17 protein-coding genes are annotated in these 16,754 nt (G+C 72.0%); 15 read left to right on the top strand and 2 right to left on the bottom strand.

Annotated features, from left to right (window positions below):
* Window position 1: 1 nt before the first annotated feature.
* The 5 genes from ACZ4U1_RS05315 (at window position 2) to ACZ4U1_RS05295 (ending at window position 4,648) form a co-directional block, all read left to right on the top strand.
* On the top strand, window positions 2-415 hold the full coding sequence (locus tag ACZ4U1_RS05315; RefSeq protein ID WP_467899782.1) for a hypothetical protein: 414 nt from the start codon (window positions 2-4) through the stop codon (window positions 413-415).
* Window positions 416-570: 155 nt separating this feature from the next.
* A complete protein-coding gene (locus tag ACZ4U1_RS05310) occupies window positions 571-1,986 on the top strand; it encodes a DEAD/DEAH box helicase (RefSeq protein ID WP_467899780.1) in 1,416 nt (471 codons plus the stop codon).
* A 404-nt stretch (window positions 1,987-2,390) separates the two neighbouring features.
* Window positions 2,391-2,795, top strand: a complete 405-nt coding sequence (locus ACZ4U1_RS05305) for a nuclear transport factor 2 family protein (RefSeq protein ID WP_467899778.1) — start codon at window positions 2,391-2,393, stop codon at window positions 2,793-2,795.
* A 123-nt stretch (window positions 2,796-2,918) separates the two neighbouring features.
* Entirely contained in the window at window positions 2,919-3,815 is an 897-nt protein-coding gene (locus tag ACZ4U1_RS05300) for an alpha/beta hydrolase (protein ID WP_467899776.1), read from the top strand.
* Window positions 3,812-4,648 carry an NAD(P)H-binding protein gene (locus ACZ4U1_RS05295; protein WP_467899774.1) on the top strand — a complete coding sequence of 279 codons (837 nt, stop codon included), beginning with the start codon at window positions 3,812-3,814 and terminating at the stop codon, window positions 4,646-4,648. Before ACZ4U1_RS05300 ends, ACZ4U1_RS05295 begins: the two co-directional genes overlap by 4 nt.
* Here ACZ4U1_RS05295 and ACZ4U1_RS05290 read toward each other — a convergent pair.
* Entirely contained in the window at window positions 4,626-5,036 is a 411-nt protein-coding gene (locus ACZ4U1_RS05290) for a nuclear transport factor 2 family protein (RefSeq protein ID WP_467899772.1), read from the bottom strand. The two genes, ACZ4U1_RS05295 and ACZ4U1_RS05290, sit on opposite strands and share 23 nt — an antisense overlap.
* A gap of 127 nt (window positions 5,037-5,163) precedes the next feature.
* Between ACZ4U1_RS05290 and ACZ4U1_RS05285 the strand changes: the two genes are divergently transcribed.
* Complete coding sequence (locus ACZ4U1_RS05285; RefSeq protein ID WP_467899770.1) at window positions 5,164-5,979, top strand: helix-turn-helix domain-containing protein; 816 nt, start codon at window positions 5,164-5,166, stop codon at window positions 5,977-5,979.
* A 159-nt stretch (window positions 5,980-6,138) separates the two neighbouring features.
* On the opposite strand, the gene ACZ4U1_RS05280 is transcribed toward ACZ4U1_RS05285, so the two are convergent.
* Complete coding sequence (locus ACZ4U1_RS05280) at window positions 6,139-7,176, bottom strand: helix-turn-helix domain-containing protein (RefSeq protein ID WP_467899768.1); 1,038 nt, start codon at window positions 7,174-7,176, stop codon at window positions 6,139-6,141.
* 243 nt (window positions 7,177-7,419) lie between these two features.
* Here ACZ4U1_RS05280 and ACZ4U1_RS05275 point away from each other — a divergent pair, with 243 nt between their 5' ends.
* The 9 genes from ACZ4U1_RS05275 (at window position 7,420) to ACZ4U1_RS05235 (ending at window position 16,751) form a co-directional block, all read left to right on the top strand.
* Window positions 7,420-7,662, top strand: coding sequence for a DUF5302 domain-containing protein (locus ACZ4U1_RS05275; RefSeq protein ID WP_467899766.1), 243 nt, complete (start codon window positions 7,420-7,422; stop codon window positions 7,660-7,662).
* A gap of 769 nt (window positions 7,663-8,431) precedes the next feature.
* Complete coding sequence (locus tag ACZ4U1_RS05270) at window positions 8,432-8,593, top strand: hypothetical protein (protein WP_159061809.1); 162 nt, start codon at window positions 8,432-8,434, stop codon at window positions 8,591-8,593.
* An 81-nt stretch (window positions 8,594-8,674) separates the two neighbouring features.
* Window positions 8,675-9,646, top strand: a complete 972-nt coding sequence (locus tag ACZ4U1_RS05265) for an arginase family protein (protein WP_467899763.1) — start codon at window positions 8,675-8,677, stop codon at window positions 9,644-9,646.
* 5 nt (window positions 9,647-9,651) lie between these two features.
* Window positions 9,652-10,935: a hypothetical protein gene (locus ACZ4U1_RS05260; RefSeq protein ID WP_467899761.1), complete on the top strand. Its 1,284-nt coding sequence runs from the start codon at window positions 9,652-9,654 to the stop codon at window positions 10,933-10,935.
* 5 nt (window positions 10,936-10,940) lie between these two features.
* Window positions 10,941-12,305: an MATE family efflux transporter gene (locus ACZ4U1_RS05255; protein ID WP_467899759.1), complete on the top strand. Its 1,365-nt coding sequence runs from the start codon at window positions 10,941-10,943 to the stop codon at window positions 12,303-12,305.
* Window positions 12,295-13,515 (top strand): outer membrane protein assembly factor BamB family protein, encoded by a 1,221-nt coding sequence (locus tag ACZ4U1_RS05250; protein ID WP_467899756.1) that lies wholly within the window; start codon window positions 12,295-12,297, stop codon window positions 13,513-13,515. The genes ACZ4U1_RS05255 and ACZ4U1_RS05250 overlap by 11 nt, the downstream gene beginning before the upstream one ends.
* Window positions 13,516-13,519: 4 nt before the next feature.
* Window positions 13,520-15,355, top strand: coding sequence for a M3 family metallopeptidase (locus tag ACZ4U1_RS05245; RefSeq protein ID WP_467899754.1), 1,836 nt, complete (start codon window positions 13,520-13,522; stop codon window positions 15,353-15,355).
* Window positions 15,352-15,996: an O-methyltransferase gene (locus tag ACZ4U1_RS05240; protein ID WP_467899753.1), complete on the top strand. Its 645-nt coding sequence runs from the start codon at window positions 15,352-15,354 to the stop codon at window positions 15,994-15,996. Before ACZ4U1_RS05245 ends, ACZ4U1_RS05240 begins: the two co-directional genes overlap by 4 nt.
* 2 nt (window positions 15,997-15,998) lie before the next feature.
* Window positions 15,999-16,751, top strand: coding sequence for an SDR family NAD(P)-dependent oxidoreductase (locus ACZ4U1_RS05235; RefSeq protein WP_467899750.1), 753 nt, complete (start codon window positions 15,999-16,001; stop codon window positions 16,749-16,751).
* Window positions 16,752-16,754 lie beyond the last annotated feature (3 nt).

The following is a 16,754-nucleotide window of genomic DNA, read 5'->3' as shown; positions in this document are numbered from 1 at the left end:
CATGAACGACGACGTCCCCCACCCGCCGGACCGCACGGACGACGAGCTGGCCCGGCTCGACATCACCGTCCTGCTGCGTTACGGCCTCACCGCTGAGCCCGGCCCCCGGCGCACCGCCCTGTTCGGCGACGGCGCCGCGGCCGCGGCCGTCGTCCTCGACCGCCTCGGCACCGAGCCGCGCTCGGTCGCCTTCCTCGCCGACACCGTGCGCGCCGGCGGACTCGCCCGCGCCGTGGAGCTGCCCGAGCCCCTGCCCCGCCCGGAGGCGGCCGTCCTCGTACGGGAGTGGCTGCGGGCCGGCACCGAACTCGCGGGCGGTATCGCCGCCGACGACACCGCCGCCACCTGGCTGCATGCCGTCGCGACCATCATCGAACTGAAGCAGCTGACCCGGACGCGGGACCGGAGTACGTGAGCGCGTGAAGTGGCGCGATGCCATGCCTTGTGCTAGCGTCACGCCTTTGCGTGGTCGTCGCGGCAGGCGATGCCGCCTGTGCGGTTCCGCTTGATGCGTGGGCTGCTCCAACCTGCCGGGCCTTCCTCGGTACGTTCCCCCGCGGAAGGCTGTTCATGAAGCACCCCGAAGACTCCGGCACCGTTCACGGCGGTCCCGCCCGGTCCGCGACCACGACTCCGGCGCCGCTCCCGGCCGCCTCCTTCGCCGGCCTGGAACTGCCGGTGGCGGTGCTGCGGACACTCGGCGAACTGGGGGTGCGTGAACCCTTTCCGATCCAGGCCGCCACCCTGCCCGATGCCCTCAAGGGGCGCGACGTCCTGGGACGCGGGCGCACCGGGTCGGGCAAGACGCTCGCCTTCGGCCTGCCGCTGCTGACACGTACGGCCGGGCGGCGCGCCGAACCGAAGCAGCCCCTCGCTCTGGTCCTCGTGCCCACCCGGGAGCTGGCCCAACAGGTCAGCCAGGCGCTGGCGCCGTACGCCGAGGCACTGCGGCTGCGGATGACCACGGTCGTCGGCGGCATGTCGATCGGCCGGCAGATCGCCGCGCTGCGCCAGGGAGCGGAGGTGCTCGTCGCCACCCCCGGACGCCTGCACGACCTGATCGAGCGCAACGCCTGCCGCCTGGCACGGGTGAGGATCACCGTGCTGGACGAGGCCGACCAGATGTCCGACTTGGGATTCCTGCCGCAGGTCGTCGACGTCCTCGAGCAGGTGCACCCCGACGGTCAGCGGATGCTCTTCTCGGCCACTCTCGATCGCGACGTCGATGAGCTGGTCCACCGCTACCTCCACGACCCCGTCGTCCACTCGGTCGACCCGTCCGCGGGCACGGTCACGACGATGGAGCACCACGTTCTGGTCGTCCACGGCCCCGACCGCTACGCCGTCACCACGGAGATCGCCGCCCGCGACGGCCGCGTCCTGCTGTTCCTCGACACCAAGCACGCCGTCGACCAGCTCACCCGGCACCTGCGGGCCAGCGGGGTGCACGCCGGAGCCCTGCACAGCGGCAAGTCCCAGCCCCAGCGCACACGGACCCTGGCGCAGTTCAAGAACGGCGGGATCACCGTTCTGGTGGCGACCAATGTCGCGGCCCGTGGCCTGCACATCGACGACCTCGATCTCGTGGTCAACGTCGACCCGCCCACCGACCCCAAGGACTATGTGCACCGGGCCGGCCGCACCGCCCGCGCCGGTGAGTCCGGCAGCGTGGTCACGCTCGTGCTGGCAGGCCAGCGCCGCGAGGCGAGCCGCGTGATGGCTGAGGCCGGCATCGAGCCGACCGTCACCAAGGTGCGCTCGGGCGAGGCGGAGCTGAGCCGGATCACCGGCGCCAAGGCTCCCTCCGGCATCCCGCTGGACGGCGGGCCCGCCGTCCCCCGGCCCAAGAACACCAACACTCCCTTCCGCGGCCTCGGCACCACCAAGGACCCCTCCCGCGGCACCGGCGGCAAGTCCCGAAAGGCCGGCGAGGCCCGCAAGCTCGCCGAGGCCCGCAAGGCCGCCCTCGTGCGTCGCAACGGCTGAGAGCCGTTGCCCCTGCCGCTGCCCTGCGGGGAATCCCCTGGCCACGGGATCGGCAACCCTCAAGCCGGTGCTCGACGGGATAGCGCCTGACCCGCTGGTCACCAAGCGCACCCACCGGGCCTTCCTCGGCGAACCACCGGCGACTGCACGCCGACAAGGGCTACGCGTACGACCACCGTTCTGCGCCGCCTCACCTACGGCCGAAACCCCGGCAGCGTCCCCGACGAGCACAGCGCGGCCGATCGGGATGCGCTGGAACCTGAGACGCGATGTCGAGAATGCGCGGACGCGACGTCAATCCGGCGCCGAGCCGACGCGGCATGATCGAAAGGCCCCCGCCCCGGCACCCATGGCCGTGCCCGCATCGCGCAGCCGTACCCCTACCCGTACCAAGGACGCTCATCATGGACCGACTGGACGTCATCGACATCTGCAACCGCATGGCCTGGTACGCGGACCAGCGCACCTGGGACGCGCTGGCCGAGGTGTTCGCCGACAAGGTGACGCTCGACTACACCAGCCTCAACGGCGGCGAACCCGTCACCCTCACACCCGCGCAGATCGTCGACGGCTGGCGGACCGGCCTCGGCGTCTACACCGCCACCCACCACCTCCTCGGCAACCACCTGGTCGCCGTCGACGGCGATCACGCGGTGTGCACCGCCACCTTCCAGGCCACCCACCGCAAGGCGGACGACTCCCTGTGGACACTGGGCGGCACCTACCGCTTCGACCTGGCCCGCACCCGCGACGGATGGCGCATCACCGGCGTCGTGATGACCGCGATCTGGAGCGACGGGGAGCGATGAGGCGACCGGAGGGACGCCGGCGCCGTTCGCCGGCCACCTCCACGGCTCCCCGCCTCTCCCTCGCACCCCCGCCCTGCTCGGACTCACCGCTGGACCGACCATCCACGCCACACAGGAGTACGCATGACACGCAGGACCGACGTCGCCTTCACCAGTGAGGGCGCCACCCTGACCGGCACCCTCTACCTTCCCGAGCACACGGAAATTCCGGGCCCGCTGCCCGGGATCGTGGTCGCCGGCACCTGGACCAGCGTCAAGGAGCAGATGGCCGACCGGTACGCGGAACGGCTCGCCGAGCACGGATACGCCGCGCTGTCCTTCGACTTCACCGGCTTCGGCCGGTCGGAGGGCGCACCGCGTGACGTCGAGGACCCGGCCCTCAAGGTCCGCGACATCCACCACGCGCTCAGCTTCCTCGCCGCCCACGAGGCGGTCGACGGCGACCGGATGGGCGCACTCGGCATCTGCGCGGCCGCGATGTACATGTCGGACAACGCCGCCGGCGACGCCCGGGTCCGCTCCCTGGCCCTCGTCGCCCCCTGGCTGCACGACGCCGCCGTCTGCGAGGACGCCTACGGCGGCGCGGAAGCCGTCGCCGAACGGGTCAAGGCCGGCCGGGAGGCCCGCGCCCACTACGAGGAGACCGGCGAGGTCGCGTACGTCCCGGTGGTCTCCGCGACCGACGAACGCGCCGCCATGCCGTACGACATCGACTTCTACCTCAACCCCGCGCGCGGCGGCATCCCCGCCTGGCCGAACCGTTTCGCTGTCATGGCGTGGGCGGACTGGCTCACGTACGACGCCATCGCCCTCGCGCCCCGCATCGAGCAGCCCACCCTGCTGGTGCACAGCGAGGACGCCGCGATCCCCGACGGCGCCCGCCGCTTCCACGCGGGGCTCGCCGGCCCCAAGGACATCCTGTGGACGCAGGGCACCCAGTTCGACTTCTACGACTGCGAACCCCAGGTCACCGTCGCCGTCGACACCGTGGCCGCGCACTTCGCCCGGACGCTGCGATGATCCTCGTCACCGGAGCCACCGGAAACGTCGGCGGCGAGGTCGTCCAGGCGCTCGCCCGCGCCGGAGAGCCCGTACGCGCCCTGGTCCGCAAGCCCGCCGACGTGCCCGCGGACCAGGTCGTCGGAGACCTGAACGAGCCCGACTCGCTCGGTCCCGCCCTCGACGGTGTGCGGGGCGTGTTCCTGCTTCCCGGCTACCGCGACATGCGGGGGTTGCTGGCCCGGATGCGCGGTGCCGGGGTGGAACGCGTCGTCCTGCTCTCCAGCTTCGCGACCGTCGCCACCGACACCGACAACGTCCTGTCCGAGTACATGATCGACTCGGAGACCGCGGTCAGGGAATCGGGCCTGGCCTGGACGGTCCTGCGGCCGAACGCCTTCATGTCGAACGCGCTGCGCTGGCTGCCGCAGCTCCGGGCGGGCGATGTCGTCAGGGACGCGTTCGGCGCGGTGCCGGTCGCGTCGGTCGACCCGTACGACATCGCCGCCGTCGCCGTCCGCGCCCTGCTCGACCCGGGCCACGAGGAACGGATCCACCCGCTCAGCGGCCCCGAACCGCTGCTGCCGGCCGAGCGGTTGGCCGTCCTGGCCGAGGTCCTCGGGCGCGACCTGCGCTTCCACGCGCTGTCGGACGAGGAGGGCCGGGCCGACATGGCCGCGGCGGGCGTGCCGGAGCCGTACATCCGGGCGTTCTTCGCTTTCTACGGCGACGGTACCCTCGACGAGTCGCTGGTCTACCCGACCGTCGAGCGGCTGACCGGCAGGCCGCCGCGCACCTTCCGCCAGTGGGCGACCGCACACCGCGCGGAGTTCACGGCCGACCGGGAGCCGTGAAGCCCTCGGGAGCCCGGTCGAGGAAGACGGTGACGGAGCTGATCCGGCCGTCCTCGTCGAGGTGCAGGATGTCCGTGCCGGTGGCGAAGGACGTGTCGTCGCCGGTGCGGATCTCCCAGGCGAGCCGCGCGCGGGCGTGGTGGCACTGGGCGGTCTCGCGCAGGCGGAACTCGGCGGTGCCGCTGTGGCCGACGAACCGGTCGCGGAAGCCCGTCAGGGCCTGCGTACCGCTGAGGACCCCGATCGGGGCGCGGTACTCGACGTCGTCGGTGAAGGCCGCCGCGGCGGCGCGGTGCCGCTCGTGCTCGGTGCGGGCGTTCCAGAACCGCACGTACGCGTCGGCGAGTCGGGCGAGGTCGAGGGGCTGGAGGGCGGGCGTCTCGGTCATGGCCGCTGTCCTTTCGATCGTGGGTCTTCGTGCTTCCCGGTCCGTCACTGTGCGGGGTGCCCGTGCGGCGCGTCGATGACCTCCGAGGTCATTGCCGCCGTGCGGGAGGGAGGAGAGCCTGAGGGGCATGACGACCACCACCGAACCCGTCGGAGTGCTGCTGCGGCGCTGGCGTGAGCGGCGCCGTCGTTCCCAGCTCGACGTGTCGCTCGCCGCGGAGCTGTCCACCCGGCACCTGAGCTGCGTCGAGACAGGACGGGCCAATCCGAGCCGGGACATGATCCGGCGGCTGTGCGACGAGCTGGAGGTGCCGCTGCGCGAACGCAACGCGCTCTACCTCGCCGGGGGTTACGCACCGGTGCACGCCGAGCGCCCCCTGGCCGATCTGGGCGCGGCGCGCGCGGCGGTGGAGGCCGTCCTTACGGGGCACGAGCCCCATCCGGCACTCGCGGTGAACGTCCGCTGGGAGTTGGTGGCCGCGAACCGTGCCGCGCGGCTGTTCCTGAGCGGCGTGGGCGACGGCCTGGACGCCGGCCCGGACGAGGGCGTGGGCGAGGGGAGGGCGCAGCCGTTCAACGTGCTGAAGGCGACGCTGAGCCCCGACGGGCTGGCGGGGCGCATCCGGAACCTCGCGCAGTGGCGGGCCCATGTGCTGCGCCGCGTCCGGCGCCAGCTGGAACGGACGGCGGCCGACGGACTCGCCGAGCTGCTCGCCGAGTTGGAGAGCTGTCCCGCCCCGGAAGAGGAGGCGGCCGTGGCCGGTCCGGAGGACGATCTGGTGGTTCCCCTGCGGCTGGCGAGCGAGTACGGGGAACTCGTACTGCTCTACACGACGACGGTGTTCGGCTCGCCGAGGGACGTGACGCTCGACGAGATCGCCATCGAGACGTTCTTCCCGGCCGATCCGCGTACGGCGGAGCTGATGCGTGCGGCGACCGCCTAGCATCCCTGTCGTCGTGGCCTGGCGGGCGCGGCGCGCGGAGCCCCTCGCTCCGGGCGGGGGGCTCCGCGTCCTTCTCGGAGACAAACCGCCTCAGGCGTCGAAGTCGGTGCTGCGGCTGACCGACTCCCAGGCCCGGGCCGTTCCGTCCACACCGTCTTCTCACGTCGTCCCGGGCCCCCTCCTCGCCTGCTCGCTCCGGCACGCCGCTGCGCGGTAGTCACGCGGGGAGAGCCCGTACGCGGCGCGGAAGGCCCGGGTGAAGGGGGAGGCACGGGGCATGCCCCACCGGGTGGCGAGCGCGTGGATGGGCCGGTCGCGCAGCGCGGGGTCCGCGAGGTCGGCGCGGACCCTCTCCAGCCGCTGGGTGCGGATCCAGGCGGCGACCGTCTCGCCCGGGGTCTGCTCGCCGAAGACCCGGTGCAGGTGGCTGAGGGAGATGTGGTGCGCGGCGGCGACCGTGCGGGGGGTCAGCTCCGGGTCGGGCAGGTGCTGCTCGATGAAGGTCCGGATGCGCCGGCCGAGGACCTCGTACCGGGTTTCCGCCGGCAGGGCGGCCTCGGTGTCCAGGGCGTGGGCGAAGAAGGCCGAGACGAGGTCCACCGTGACCGTGCCCAGACGGGGCCCGTCGGCCGGCCGCAGAGCCTCGGCCTGCCGGTCCACTCCGGTGAGGAAGTCCGCCAGGAGCGCCCCCGGACCGGTCCGCACCGACAGCCCGTGCCCGAGCAGCCGTTCCACCTGCCGCGGCGGCAAGGGCAGCAGGTTCTTGGGCAGGTCCACGCCCACACCGGCGACCACACCCGCCCGATCCTCTGCCGTGGCGGCCGGGGCGGCGGAGGGGTACGCGTGCACGGTGCTCGCCCGCCGACTGCCGTCCACGAGTACGCCACCGGCGCCTATCGTGGCCGTCCCCCCGCGCTCATGGAGCAGCGTCAGTCTGCCGTCGGTCAGCAGGGACAGGTGGTACAGCTCGGCGTCGTACCGCCGGATCCGCTGCCAGGTCCGCCGGAACGTCGCGGGCGAGAACGCCGTCCGCCACACGGTCACCGGCCCCAGTTCCATCACCCGCAACTCGGCCCGGAAGTCGGCGGCATGCTGACTGCTGGCGTCGCTGGGCCGGCTGCGGTCGATCAACTCCCGCCAGCGGTCGAACCGCTCGCCGACGGGTACGTCCTCGCTGCGGAATACGGTACCGATCACTGCTGTGCTCTCCGTCCTCCCCGATGGACGCACGTCCTGGGGTGTCGATCGCCGTGACGGACTCCAGGATGAGGCCGTGCCGGACGAGGTGAGGGGCTCGCCGAAGAACTCCTCTGCGAAGTGAGCGCCTTCGGCCGCGAGAGCTAAACCGGCCGAAACCGCGCAGGATGATGTTGCCGGCGTCCCGGACCTCGCCCGGCATGACAAGCTGTGCTGGCCCACCCCCGAACCCAGGAGGTCACCATGACTGAAGAGCCCGTAATCACGGAAGGTTCGGAGCCGGCTGTCCCCGAGACGTCCCCTCTGTCGACGGACAGCGACGGCAACTACGACCTCAAGCGCAGGTTCCGTGAGGCCCTGGCGCGCAAGCGCGGTGCGCAGGGGGACGCGGCCGATGTCGCCGCCAGCCCGGACGCGTCCAAGGTGCGTGCGGCGCACGGCCCGGCTGCGAGCCAGCGCTCGTTCAGGCGCAAGAGCGGCGGCTGACTCGATCAGTCCCGCAATCCGGCCGCCTTACCGGCACTCTGCGCGCTGTCCACGCGCGCTTGCCGGCGAGGCGTAGCCGGTGGTCTCGCCTGAGATCGGCGCATCTGGCGGCTTGATCCGGTTGCTCGCGGAGTCGGACAGGTGGTGCTCGTAGTGGCGGACCAGGCGCCGGTGCACTAAGGGCCGGGCTCGGCCAAAGACGCTCGCCAGGTCCGTGCGCCGGCCGCCTTCCCTGAGCGGGCCCGCGAGTAGTCGGGTGGGTGCCGTCAGCTTCCCCATGGGACACGGGCGAGGAGCAGACCACGAACTTCGGCGCTCCGTGTTCGGCACCCTCCCACTGGAACCGGGCAGTGGGCCGTCTGCCTCGGGACCGCGTCCACGGTGCTCCTGGCCGAACTGGCCGAACTGCCGAACTGGCCGCGTACGGCGGACGAGGGGCGGCTTCCCGGCCGTAGAGGCCGGGCCGACGAGCGAGCGGATCGGGCCACTTGCGCCGGGGCGCCGATCGTCGCCCGCATGAGGCGGAAAGCGGCCCGTGCCGAGGTACAGGTCTTCGATTTGGGACAATCGCACCCTTTCAGTGTGGCGGAAAATAAACGCTTGAAGCGTCGGCAAGCAGCTTGGTCGGTGTCTGATCCTTGACGGCCGCACAGGTGATCGCCAAATCTTTCTTCGTCGCATCCGCGGCAAGTACGTGCAGCACATGGGCCGCCGATCGCCGATCGGCAAGGCCTTTTCCACTGTTTGACCGACAGTAAGGAGTGCAGCCATGTCGAAGTACACCCTGGAAAAGAAGCCCGCCTTCTTCCGCGCCGCCAACGCGGAGGTCTTCTTCGAGGCGGAGGCCATGGAGACCGAGGCCGTGATCAGCAGCCTCGGCGAGGAGCTGGAGGTCGACGCCGAGCTGGACGCGATCCTCGGCGAGCGCTGACCAAGGCACCCAGGAGGGAGCGGCTCCGGCCGCTCCCTCCGTCCGCGAACTTTTCCGAATTCCCGAAGGAAATGTGCTGACGTGCCAAGACTGCGGACGAAAACCGCGTTCGCCGGACTGAGAACGGTCGCGCCCGACGCAGTGCCGCCGAACGCCGCCGCGGCGGTCGTCGGTTCCGGCTATTCCCTCGGCAGCGCCCACCAAGGGGCCGAAAACGGCCCCTTCTTTCTCCGGACGCTTTCGAAAGCGCATACCTGGGGTGCGGAACAGCCCGGTATCGTCCAACTGCGCAACGGGCGCGTCCCCCTGGAACGCGCGGTCGACATCGGCGACGTGCTCTTCGACGGAATGGCGCTCGCCGACGCCCAGGAGGCGCTCGCCCAGGTGATCGCCGCGCTGCCCGCCGGCACCGTCCCCGCGGTGATCGGCGGCGACCACACGGTCACCCTGCCGGTCGTCCAGGCGCTGTGGAAGCGGCGCCGGCGCCCCTTCACGGTCGTCCAGTTCGACCACCACCTGGACCTCCAGATCTGGGACGGCGCACCGACCCGGGACGTCGCCCGGGACCCGATCTTCAACACCAACGTGATGTCCCACGTGTCCGACCTGGTCGGACCCGAGCGTCTCCTCCAGGTCGGGGTGGCGCCGTACGCCACGGTGGAGGCCGACAGCGCCGACGGCCTGGACGGCTACCTGCACGGCGTCGGACGGCAACTGCCGCTGCTGGCCCCGGAACTCGACGACCCCGATGCCTTCCGCGCCGCCCTCGGCACCGGCACCGACGTCTACCTCACCGTCGACATCGACGTCCTGGACCGTTCGGTGATGTCCTCCACCGGCTATCCGGCGGAGGCCGGCCTGGGCACCCGGGACCTGCTGCGCCTCATCGACTGGGTGCTCCGGGACAACCGGCTCGTCGGCTTCGACCTGGTGGAGTTCGCCGCCCCCGCCGACGCCCGCGACGCCACCACGCTCTCGGATGCCGGCCGCGCCGTACTGGTGTTCCTGCATCTTCTCAACTGGGCATGCCGCCAGGCGGCAGAGAGGGCGTGACGACGATGAGCGGAGCAACCCCGGACCGGATCGCGTTCGAGACGGTCGAGGTCCAGGCCAACACCTTCCAGGAAACCCTGCTCGGGCTGGAGTACACCACCGGCCCCGGCCGGCCGGCCGACCTGTTCTCCCGGGCCTGCGTGGAGCAGTACGCCGACCTGCGGCTGGATCGCTTCGGCTACCTGCTCGCCCAGGTCTTCGAACCCAACGTCCTGCACGAGGCCGCCCTCCTCGCCGGCCTGTCCTACGACTCCCTGGCCGACCTGAGCCACCGGCCGACGGAACCGGTCGAACGGCTGGCCGCACTCGTCCGCGACGCGGCCGACCTCCCGGTGACCGCCCTGGTCAACACCGCGGCCGCGTTGATCAGCGTCTCCCGCTTCGACCCCGCCGAACGCCTGCTCGCCGACGCCTACGCCAGGGCCGCCACACCGCGCGAGCGGTTCGAGGCCGCCATGCTCGCCTTCGTCGTCACCAACCGGCGTGACGACGGCGCCGACTCGCCCCGCCAGTTCGACCGCATGCGCGAGGCCGCCGAGACCGGCGAGGTGCCCGAGGACCGCGTCCTGGACGCCTGCTCCCAGGCCGTCGTCTGGTACCTCAAGCGCAAGGAGCTGCCGGAGGCGGAGTACGAGTGGTTCCGCGCCACCGGCGCCCGGCTGGCCGAGGCACACGACCGGCTCGACCCCGGCGCGATCTCCTCCTGGTACCGCGCCCTCGCCATGGTCCCGGCCGCCGTCGGCGAGGCGGAGACCACCCGCCGCTACATGGAGTACGCGCGGGAGGCCGCAGAGGACACCATGGCGCGCCGCCCGCGCGCCTACGAGACGCACTTCCTGAAGACGTACCACGAGTCCTCGCTCAAGGAGCACATGTACCTCACGCGCGACCTCGACCGGGCGGAGGAGGCGGGGCGGGCCCTGATCGCCCTCGACCCGGCCTGGGCCCCCAGCTACGGCGAACTCGCCGAGGCCTACGCCGCCTTCGGCCGGCTCGAGCAGGCAGCCGAGTTGTACGAGCAGGCGGTCGCGGCCGGTCCGCCGTACGTCGGCCACCACATGCTGCGCGCAGCAGGCTGCCACCGGAAGGCCGGCGCCGCCGACCGCGCCCTCGCCCTCCACCGGGACCTGGCCCGCCTCGCCCCCGAGGACGAGCAGGTACTGCGCGACGGCCTCGACCTGGCCGACGGCCTGGGCGACGACACCTCCCGCCACCGGTTCCAGGCCGCGCTGGAGCGGCTCGGCCACGACGGCACCCGCGGCGCCGGCCCACAGGCGGGGGACCGGTAGCCGCCATGGAGCACACCCGGTTCACCGTACGGAACTACACCGGCTACACCGCGGTGGTCTTCGGCCTGGGCGTGGTCTCGGTGGGGTTCGGCGCCCTCGACCTCATCATGGTCGCGCCGAAGGGCCTGGACCAGGCGGCGGCCGTCGGCCAGGCGGATGTGCTGATCTCGGCCATCTACGCCGTCTTCATCGGCGTCGTCGACGTCTTCAGCAGCCGGCTCGCCATGGCGGAGGGCGAGCAGCGGACCAGCCACCGCCTGCCGGTGCTCGGCACCGCCCTGCTGCTGTTGCTGATCCCCTGCCAGCTCCTGGGCATCGCCCTCGGCCTCGGCATCGAGCCGCTGCTGCGGGCCACCGGGCAGAAGGCGGAGCTGATCCCGCTGGTCGGCGACTACGTCCAGATCCGCACCTACGGCATCGCCCTGGTCCTCGGCTACATCGTCATCAGCGAGTCGCTGAAGATCTGCGGCCTGAAGAACCTGTCGGCCGTCAACCTGGTCTTCGGCCTCGCGGTGAACGCCCTGTTCAACTGGATCTTCCTGGACACCGGCGCGGCCCGCCTGTTCGCCTCCCCGGCCCAAGCCGTCGCCGCGTCGACCCTGGTGGCCCAGGCGGTCATGGCCACCACCGGCGGCATCGTCCTGGTCCGCCGGCTGCGCACCCGCCCGGACCGCTTCGTACGCCCCCGACGCCACGAGGTCCTCACCGAGTTCCGTTCGATGGCCCGCACCGCGCCCGGCATCGGACTGCGCCACTTCAACGACTACATGGGCACGACCATCCCGCTGCTGTTCATCGGCACGCTCGGCGTGGTACAGCTGGCCGCCGCGACCGTGGCCACCAAGATCTACACCCTGTTCTGCCGGGTCCCGCAGGCCTGCTTCGCCGGGTCCTTCGTCTTCTACGGCTACGCCCTGGGCCGCGGCCCGGACGACCTCACCCGCACGGTGCGCAAGATGCGCCTGTACGCCGCCGTACCCACCGTGGCGGCGACCGCCGTCACCGCGCTGGCCGCGCCCTGGCTGGTCGACGCCTTCGCCAGTCCCGGCCTCGACCGGGACCTCGCGCGCAACCTGCTCCTCGCCTATCTGCTGTACGTCCCCGCCTACTTCTTCGAGCAGATCTTCGGCGAGATGCTCACGGTCCACCAGCGCGGCGGGCTGCTGTTCGTCTCCTCGACCGTGGTGACGTACCTGCTGACCATCCCCCTCGCCTGGTACGCGGTGTTCGCCCTGGACTCCACCTTCCTCGCCGTCGCCTGCAAGGGCATCCCCACCGCCGTCCTCGCGTTCGTCTTCTGGCGCGCGCTGCGCCGCACCGGCCGGCCCGGTGCGGACCGAGCGGAAAGCGAGATGAGCCTTGCCCAGTAGCCTCCCGGCCGGCTCGCCCGGCCTGCCGGCCGACTCGTCCCCCCTTCCGGCCTTCCGGCACGACCCGGTCAAGTCGGTGCTGCCCGGCCGCGGCGGCGGCGCCTTCCACTGGGACCGCGAGCCCGCCGTCTGCGGACACCGGCGCCTCACCCACGACAGCGCCCACCTCGGTCAGACCGTCCCCGTCCCGGTCAGCTCCACCCCCGCCGTCGTCGCCGGCGTCGGCGTCGTGGTCGCCAGTGACGACGGGCGGCTGCGGTTCTTCGACCCCGGCCTCGGCAAGGTCTACTGGGAACGCCGCCTGGACCGCTCGGTGTACGCCTCCCTCGTCGTCGACCAGGCGCGCCGCCATGTCATCGTCGCGACGACCAGCGGGCTGATCACCTGCTTCGACCTGCGCGGCACCCTGGTGTGGTCGCGCAAGGCCGAGTTCCCCGTCTTCGCCACGCCCACCGTGCTGCCGGGCGCCGACCTGCTCGTGGTGGCGGCCTTCCACAGCCGCTGCCTGGGCCTCGCCCTCGGCACCGGCGAGATCGTGTACGACCGCCCGCTGCCCCGCCCCTGGTCGGCGGCCCACGGCGGCGTCGCCGCCTACCGCGACCCCTACGCCAGCCCCGTCCCCGCCGCCGACGACACCGCCGTACTGTGCTGCGGGGAACACGTCGTCGCCCTGGCCGCGGACGGCACCGAGGTGTGGCGGCAGGAGATCGGCCATCCCGTCAAGGCGTCGCCCGCGCTGCTGCACGACACCGGCCGGCTGGCCGTCTGCCCGGTCGACGGGCGCTGCGTCCTCCTCGACGCCAAGACCGGCCGCCCCGAGGCGGAGGTCCGCCTCGGAGCCAAGATCACCGGCAGTCCGGCGGTCTCCGGGGACGTCCTGGCCGTCGGCACCCAGCTCGGCACGGTCACCGGTCTGACCTCCTCGGGCGAGGTGCGGTGGACCTCACCCCAGGGCGCGCCCCGCTCGTACACCTCGCTCACGGTGCTGCCCGACGGGAACTTCGTGGCGACCGCCGAACGCGGCAACATCGTGTGCCTCGCTCGCGAGGACGGCCGGTTCCTGTGGGAGAGCAGCCAGGTGCTCGGCCTGCCCGACCACGAACCGGCTCTGGACATTACCCCGGTCGCGGCCGCCTCGGGCAGCATGTACGCCGCGTCGTACGGGGGCGACCTCTACCAGTTCCTGTTCCAGCCGTGCGACGAGGAGTGACCTCATGTCCGTAGACCCCGTTCTGGCGCCGGACCGGGAGAGCCTCACCGCCATGGAGGAGGCCCTGGAGGCGATGATGAGCCGGCTCCGGGAGATCGTGGCCGAGCCGCGGCTGACCCAGGAGACCCTGGTCGAGATCACCTCGATCTACAACAACGTCGCCTACATCTTCCTCTACCTGGAGGCCAATGACGAGTTCGTCGACTTCGAGCGCCTGCTGCCCTGGCGCGACGCCTTCCACAAGGACCCGGAGCTGGACCGGCAGATCCTGGAGAAGCTGCTGCTGTTGCGCTGCCCGGACCCGGAGGCGGAGGAGTCCCGACTTGCCTACGTCGCGCAGCTGAGCGCCAAGCAGGAGCCCGCGGACATTGCCGTCGAGGAGGAACTCGACGCCCTGCTCACCGAGGCCAAGGGCGTCCTCGACGACGTCCAGCGCGACCAGGCCCGGCTGCTGGAGCGCCTGGGCACGCCCGCCGGACCGGGCACCCCGTCGGCCGTGTTCTACAAGCTCTCCAGCCAGGTCGGCAGCCCCGCCACCCGCGGCAAGCTCGCCCGGGCCTGGCAGGGCGCGCGCGACGCGCATCTGCCACGGCTGCTCGGCCTGGTCGACGGGATGATCGAGGCGCGGCGGCGGCAGAGCGCCGCGCAGGGCCACCCCAGCGTGCTCGCGCGGACGTTCACCAAGTGCGCCGTCGAGGAGGCCGACGTGGCCGCCTTCCTGGAGCGCCACCTGGCGCGGGCGCTGACCGCCCACACCGAACTGGGGAAGGAAATACGGCAGTTGTGCCCCGACGCGGGCGACGAGCCGTTCGCCCACTTCGCGCACAGCGTCCGTACGGCGACGGGCGGGGCCAAGCCGCCGATGTTCGACCTCGACGACTGCCTCGACTACATCTTCACCGTCGCCCGGCACGTCTTCGGCCTCACCCTCACCCGGCAGGCGACCGGCGCCGCGCAGGTCGTCACCGTCGCCGTCCGCTCCGAGCACGGCGAGGTCGGCCACATCAACTTCGACCTGTGGGACACCGGGAACAAGACGATCGGGGCCAACCACACCAAGGGCATCCGCAACCGCACCGACTGGAGCGGCGTGGTGCAGCGGCCGGTCGCCTACGTCTCCTGCCGGTTCCGGCCGGGAGCCGACGGCGGGGGACGGATCACCTTCCAGAACATGCACAGCCTGTTCCACGAGTTCGGGCACGCCCTGAACCACCTGCTGATCCGCAAGCGGATCTCCAACCGGTCCGGCCTGGAGTACCTGCCCCTGGAACGGCTGGAGCACCTCAGCATGTGGTGCGAGAAGTGGGCCTACCACCCCGACCTGGCCGGGTACCTCTCCCTCACCCCGGGCGCGGAGGAGGGACTGGCCCTGTGCCGCCGCATCAAGATGATCGAGTACCGGCGCACCTACCTGGAGCGCGCCGTGCTGGCCCTGCTGGACTTCGACGTCCACCGGCGCGCCGACGGCGGCCTCGAGGACTCCTTCCGGCGCCTGGACGAGCGGTTCGGCATCGGCCGCCACTGCACCCTGGGCGACTTCCCCGGCTACTTCACCTGGCCCATGTTCACCGCCAACCCCGGCGCCAACTTCGCCTATCTCTTCGGCGCCGCGGACAGCGCCCAGAAGTTCGCCCCCTTCCACCGCACATCCCTCGCGGACGTCACGCCCGACCAGGCACCCGAACTGTTCCTGCCCTGCTTCGACTTCGACGCACCCACCACCCGGCCGGACAGCGAGGCCCTGTTCGCCTTCTACGACACCGCCCGCCTCCACGACGGCACCGCGCCCTCGGCGCCGGCTGGGACCCGCGGCGCTCAGCACCCGGGAGCAGACGCGTGACGACGATCCCGCACGGCTACATCCGCGCCGTCCTCGGCCCCCGCGAGGAGGTGCTCGACGGCATCCTGCGGCGCTCCCTGCTCGACGACCGGCTGCCGACCATCCAGGTCGACGACAACGCGGGCCGCGTCCTGCAACTGCTCACCCTGCTGCGCCAGCCCCGGCAGGTGCTGGAGATCGGGACGCTGTTCGGCTACTCCACCATCCACCTGGCCCGCGGCCTGCCCGAGGGCGGGCGGGTGACCACGCTGGAGATCGACCCGCGGGCCGCCGAGGCCGCCCGCCGCAATCTGCGCACCGCCGGGGTCGAGGACCGGGTGGACATCGTCGTCGGCGACGCCTGCGCCTACCTGGAGACCGTGCCGCCCGAGAGCGTCGGCCTGGTCTTCATCGACGCCGACAAGAAGTCGTACCCCGACTACCTCCGGCTGTGCTACCCGCTGCTGGAACCCGGTGGCGTGCTGATCGCCGACGACGCCTTCGCCCAGGGCGACTTCACCGCCGAGCGCACCGAGGGGTCCGACGAGGACCGCGAGGCGAAGGCCATCCACCGCTACAACCGCGCGGTCGGGCGCAGCACCCGGCTGTTCTCCGCATTCGTCGGGACCCAGAGCGGTCTCCTGGTGAGCGTCAAGGAATAGACATGGCCCAGCACGCCCTCGTCACCGGAAGCAGCCACGGCCTCGGCGCCCACCTGGCCGCCCGGCTCGCCGCCGACGGCTGGAAGGTGACCGGCCTCGGACGCCGCCCCGCGTCCGAGACCCCCGGCACACCCGGCGTCGACCACCTCCAGGCCGATCTGTCCCGGCCCGAGACCCTGGAGCGGATCACGGACCGGCTCGGCGAGGCACCCGACCTCATCGTCCACAACGCCGTCAGCTACCCGCCCCGCCCCGCCCACGAACTGTCCCTGGCCGAGTTGGAGGACGTCTTCCGGGTCAACGCCCTCGCCCCCTACCGGCTGACCCTGGACCTGCTGGCCGCCACCCCCGACACCCGGTTCACCTCGATCGTCGTCATCAACTCGGAGTCCATGTTCCACGCCGACCGCGACTCCGGCGCGTACGCGGCGAGCAAGGCCGCGCTGCGCGTGCTCACCGGCTCGCTCGCCGACGCCTGCCGCTCCCGCAACACGGCCGTCGCCACCCTGCTGCTGGGCCCGCTGGCCGATCCGGACAAGGTGGCGCAGCTCCAGCGGGTCGCCGCCCGCCGCGGCGTCGACGAGGCCGAGATCACCCGGGTGTTCCTGCGCAAGTCCAACCCGGACCTGGTCATCGAGGAGCTGATCGACTTCGACGCGTGCTACCGCAGCGTCCAGTACCTCGCGGGCCTCGGGCGGGCGGCCAACGGCATGCTGTGCCGGCTCGACGGCGGCTCCGCCGGCTCGCTGATCTGAGCC

This window comes from Streptomyces sp. NPDC028928, from assembly GCF_055564915.1.
Note: the sequence above shows the minus strand (reverse complement) of the source record. Positions and strands in the feature narration are given on the sequence as shown.

Excerpts from the sequence above, each read along its gene's own strand:
- ACZ4U1_RS05315 (WP_467899782.1), top strand. The coding sequence starts at position 2 with ATGAACGACGACGTCCCCCACCCGCCGGACCGCACGGACGACGAGCTG.
- ACZ4U1_RS05310 (WP_467899780.1), top strand. The coding sequence starts at position 571 with ATGAAGCACCCCGAAGACTCCGGCACCGTTCACGGCGGTCCCGCCCGG.
- ACZ4U1_RS05305 (WP_467899778.1), top strand. The coding sequence starts at position 2,391 with ATGGACCGACTGGACGTCATCGACATCTGCAACCGCATGGCCTGGTAC.
- ACZ4U1_RS05300 (WP_467899776.1), top strand. The coding sequence starts at position 2,919 with ATGACACGCAGGACCGACGTCGCCTTCACCAGTGAGGGCGCCACCCTG.
- ACZ4U1_RS05295 (WP_467899774.1), top strand. The coding sequence starts at position 3,812 with ATGATCCTCGTCACCGGAGCCACCGGAAACGTCGGCGGCGAGGTCGTC.
- ACZ4U1_RS05290 (WP_467899772.1), bottom strand. The coding sequence starts at position 5,036 with ATGACCGAGACGCCCGCCCTCCAGCCCCTCGACCTCGCCCGACTCGCC.
- ACZ4U1_RS05285 (WP_467899770.1), top strand. The coding sequence starts at position 5,164 with ATGACGACCACCACCGAACCCGTCGGAGTGCTGCTGCGGCGCTGGCGT.
- ACZ4U1_RS05275 (WP_467899766.1), top strand. The coding sequence starts at position 7,420 with ATGACTGAAGAGCCCGTAATCACGGAAGGTTCGGAGCCGGCTGTCCCC.
- ACZ4U1_RS05270 (WP_159061809.1), top strand. The coding sequence starts at position 8,432 with ATGTCGAAGTACACCCTGGAAAAGAAGCCCGCCTTCTTCCGCGCCGCC.
- ACZ4U1_RS05260 (WP_467899761.1), top strand. The coding sequence starts at position 9,652 with ATGAGCGGAGCAACCCCGGACCGGATCGCGTTCGAGACGGTCGAGGTC.
- ACZ4U1_RS05255 (WP_467899759.1), top strand. The coding sequence starts at position 10,941 with ATGGAGCACACCCGGTTCACCGTACGGAACTACACCGGCTACACCGCG.
- ACZ4U1_RS05245 (WP_467899754.1), top strand. The coding sequence starts at position 13,520 with ATGTCCGTAGACCCCGTTCTGGCGCCGGACCGGGAGAGCCTCACCGCC.
- ACZ4U1_RS05235 (WP_467899750.1), top strand. The coding sequence starts at position 15,999 with ATGGCCCAGCACGCCCTCGTCACCGGAAGCAGCCACGGCCTCGGCGCC.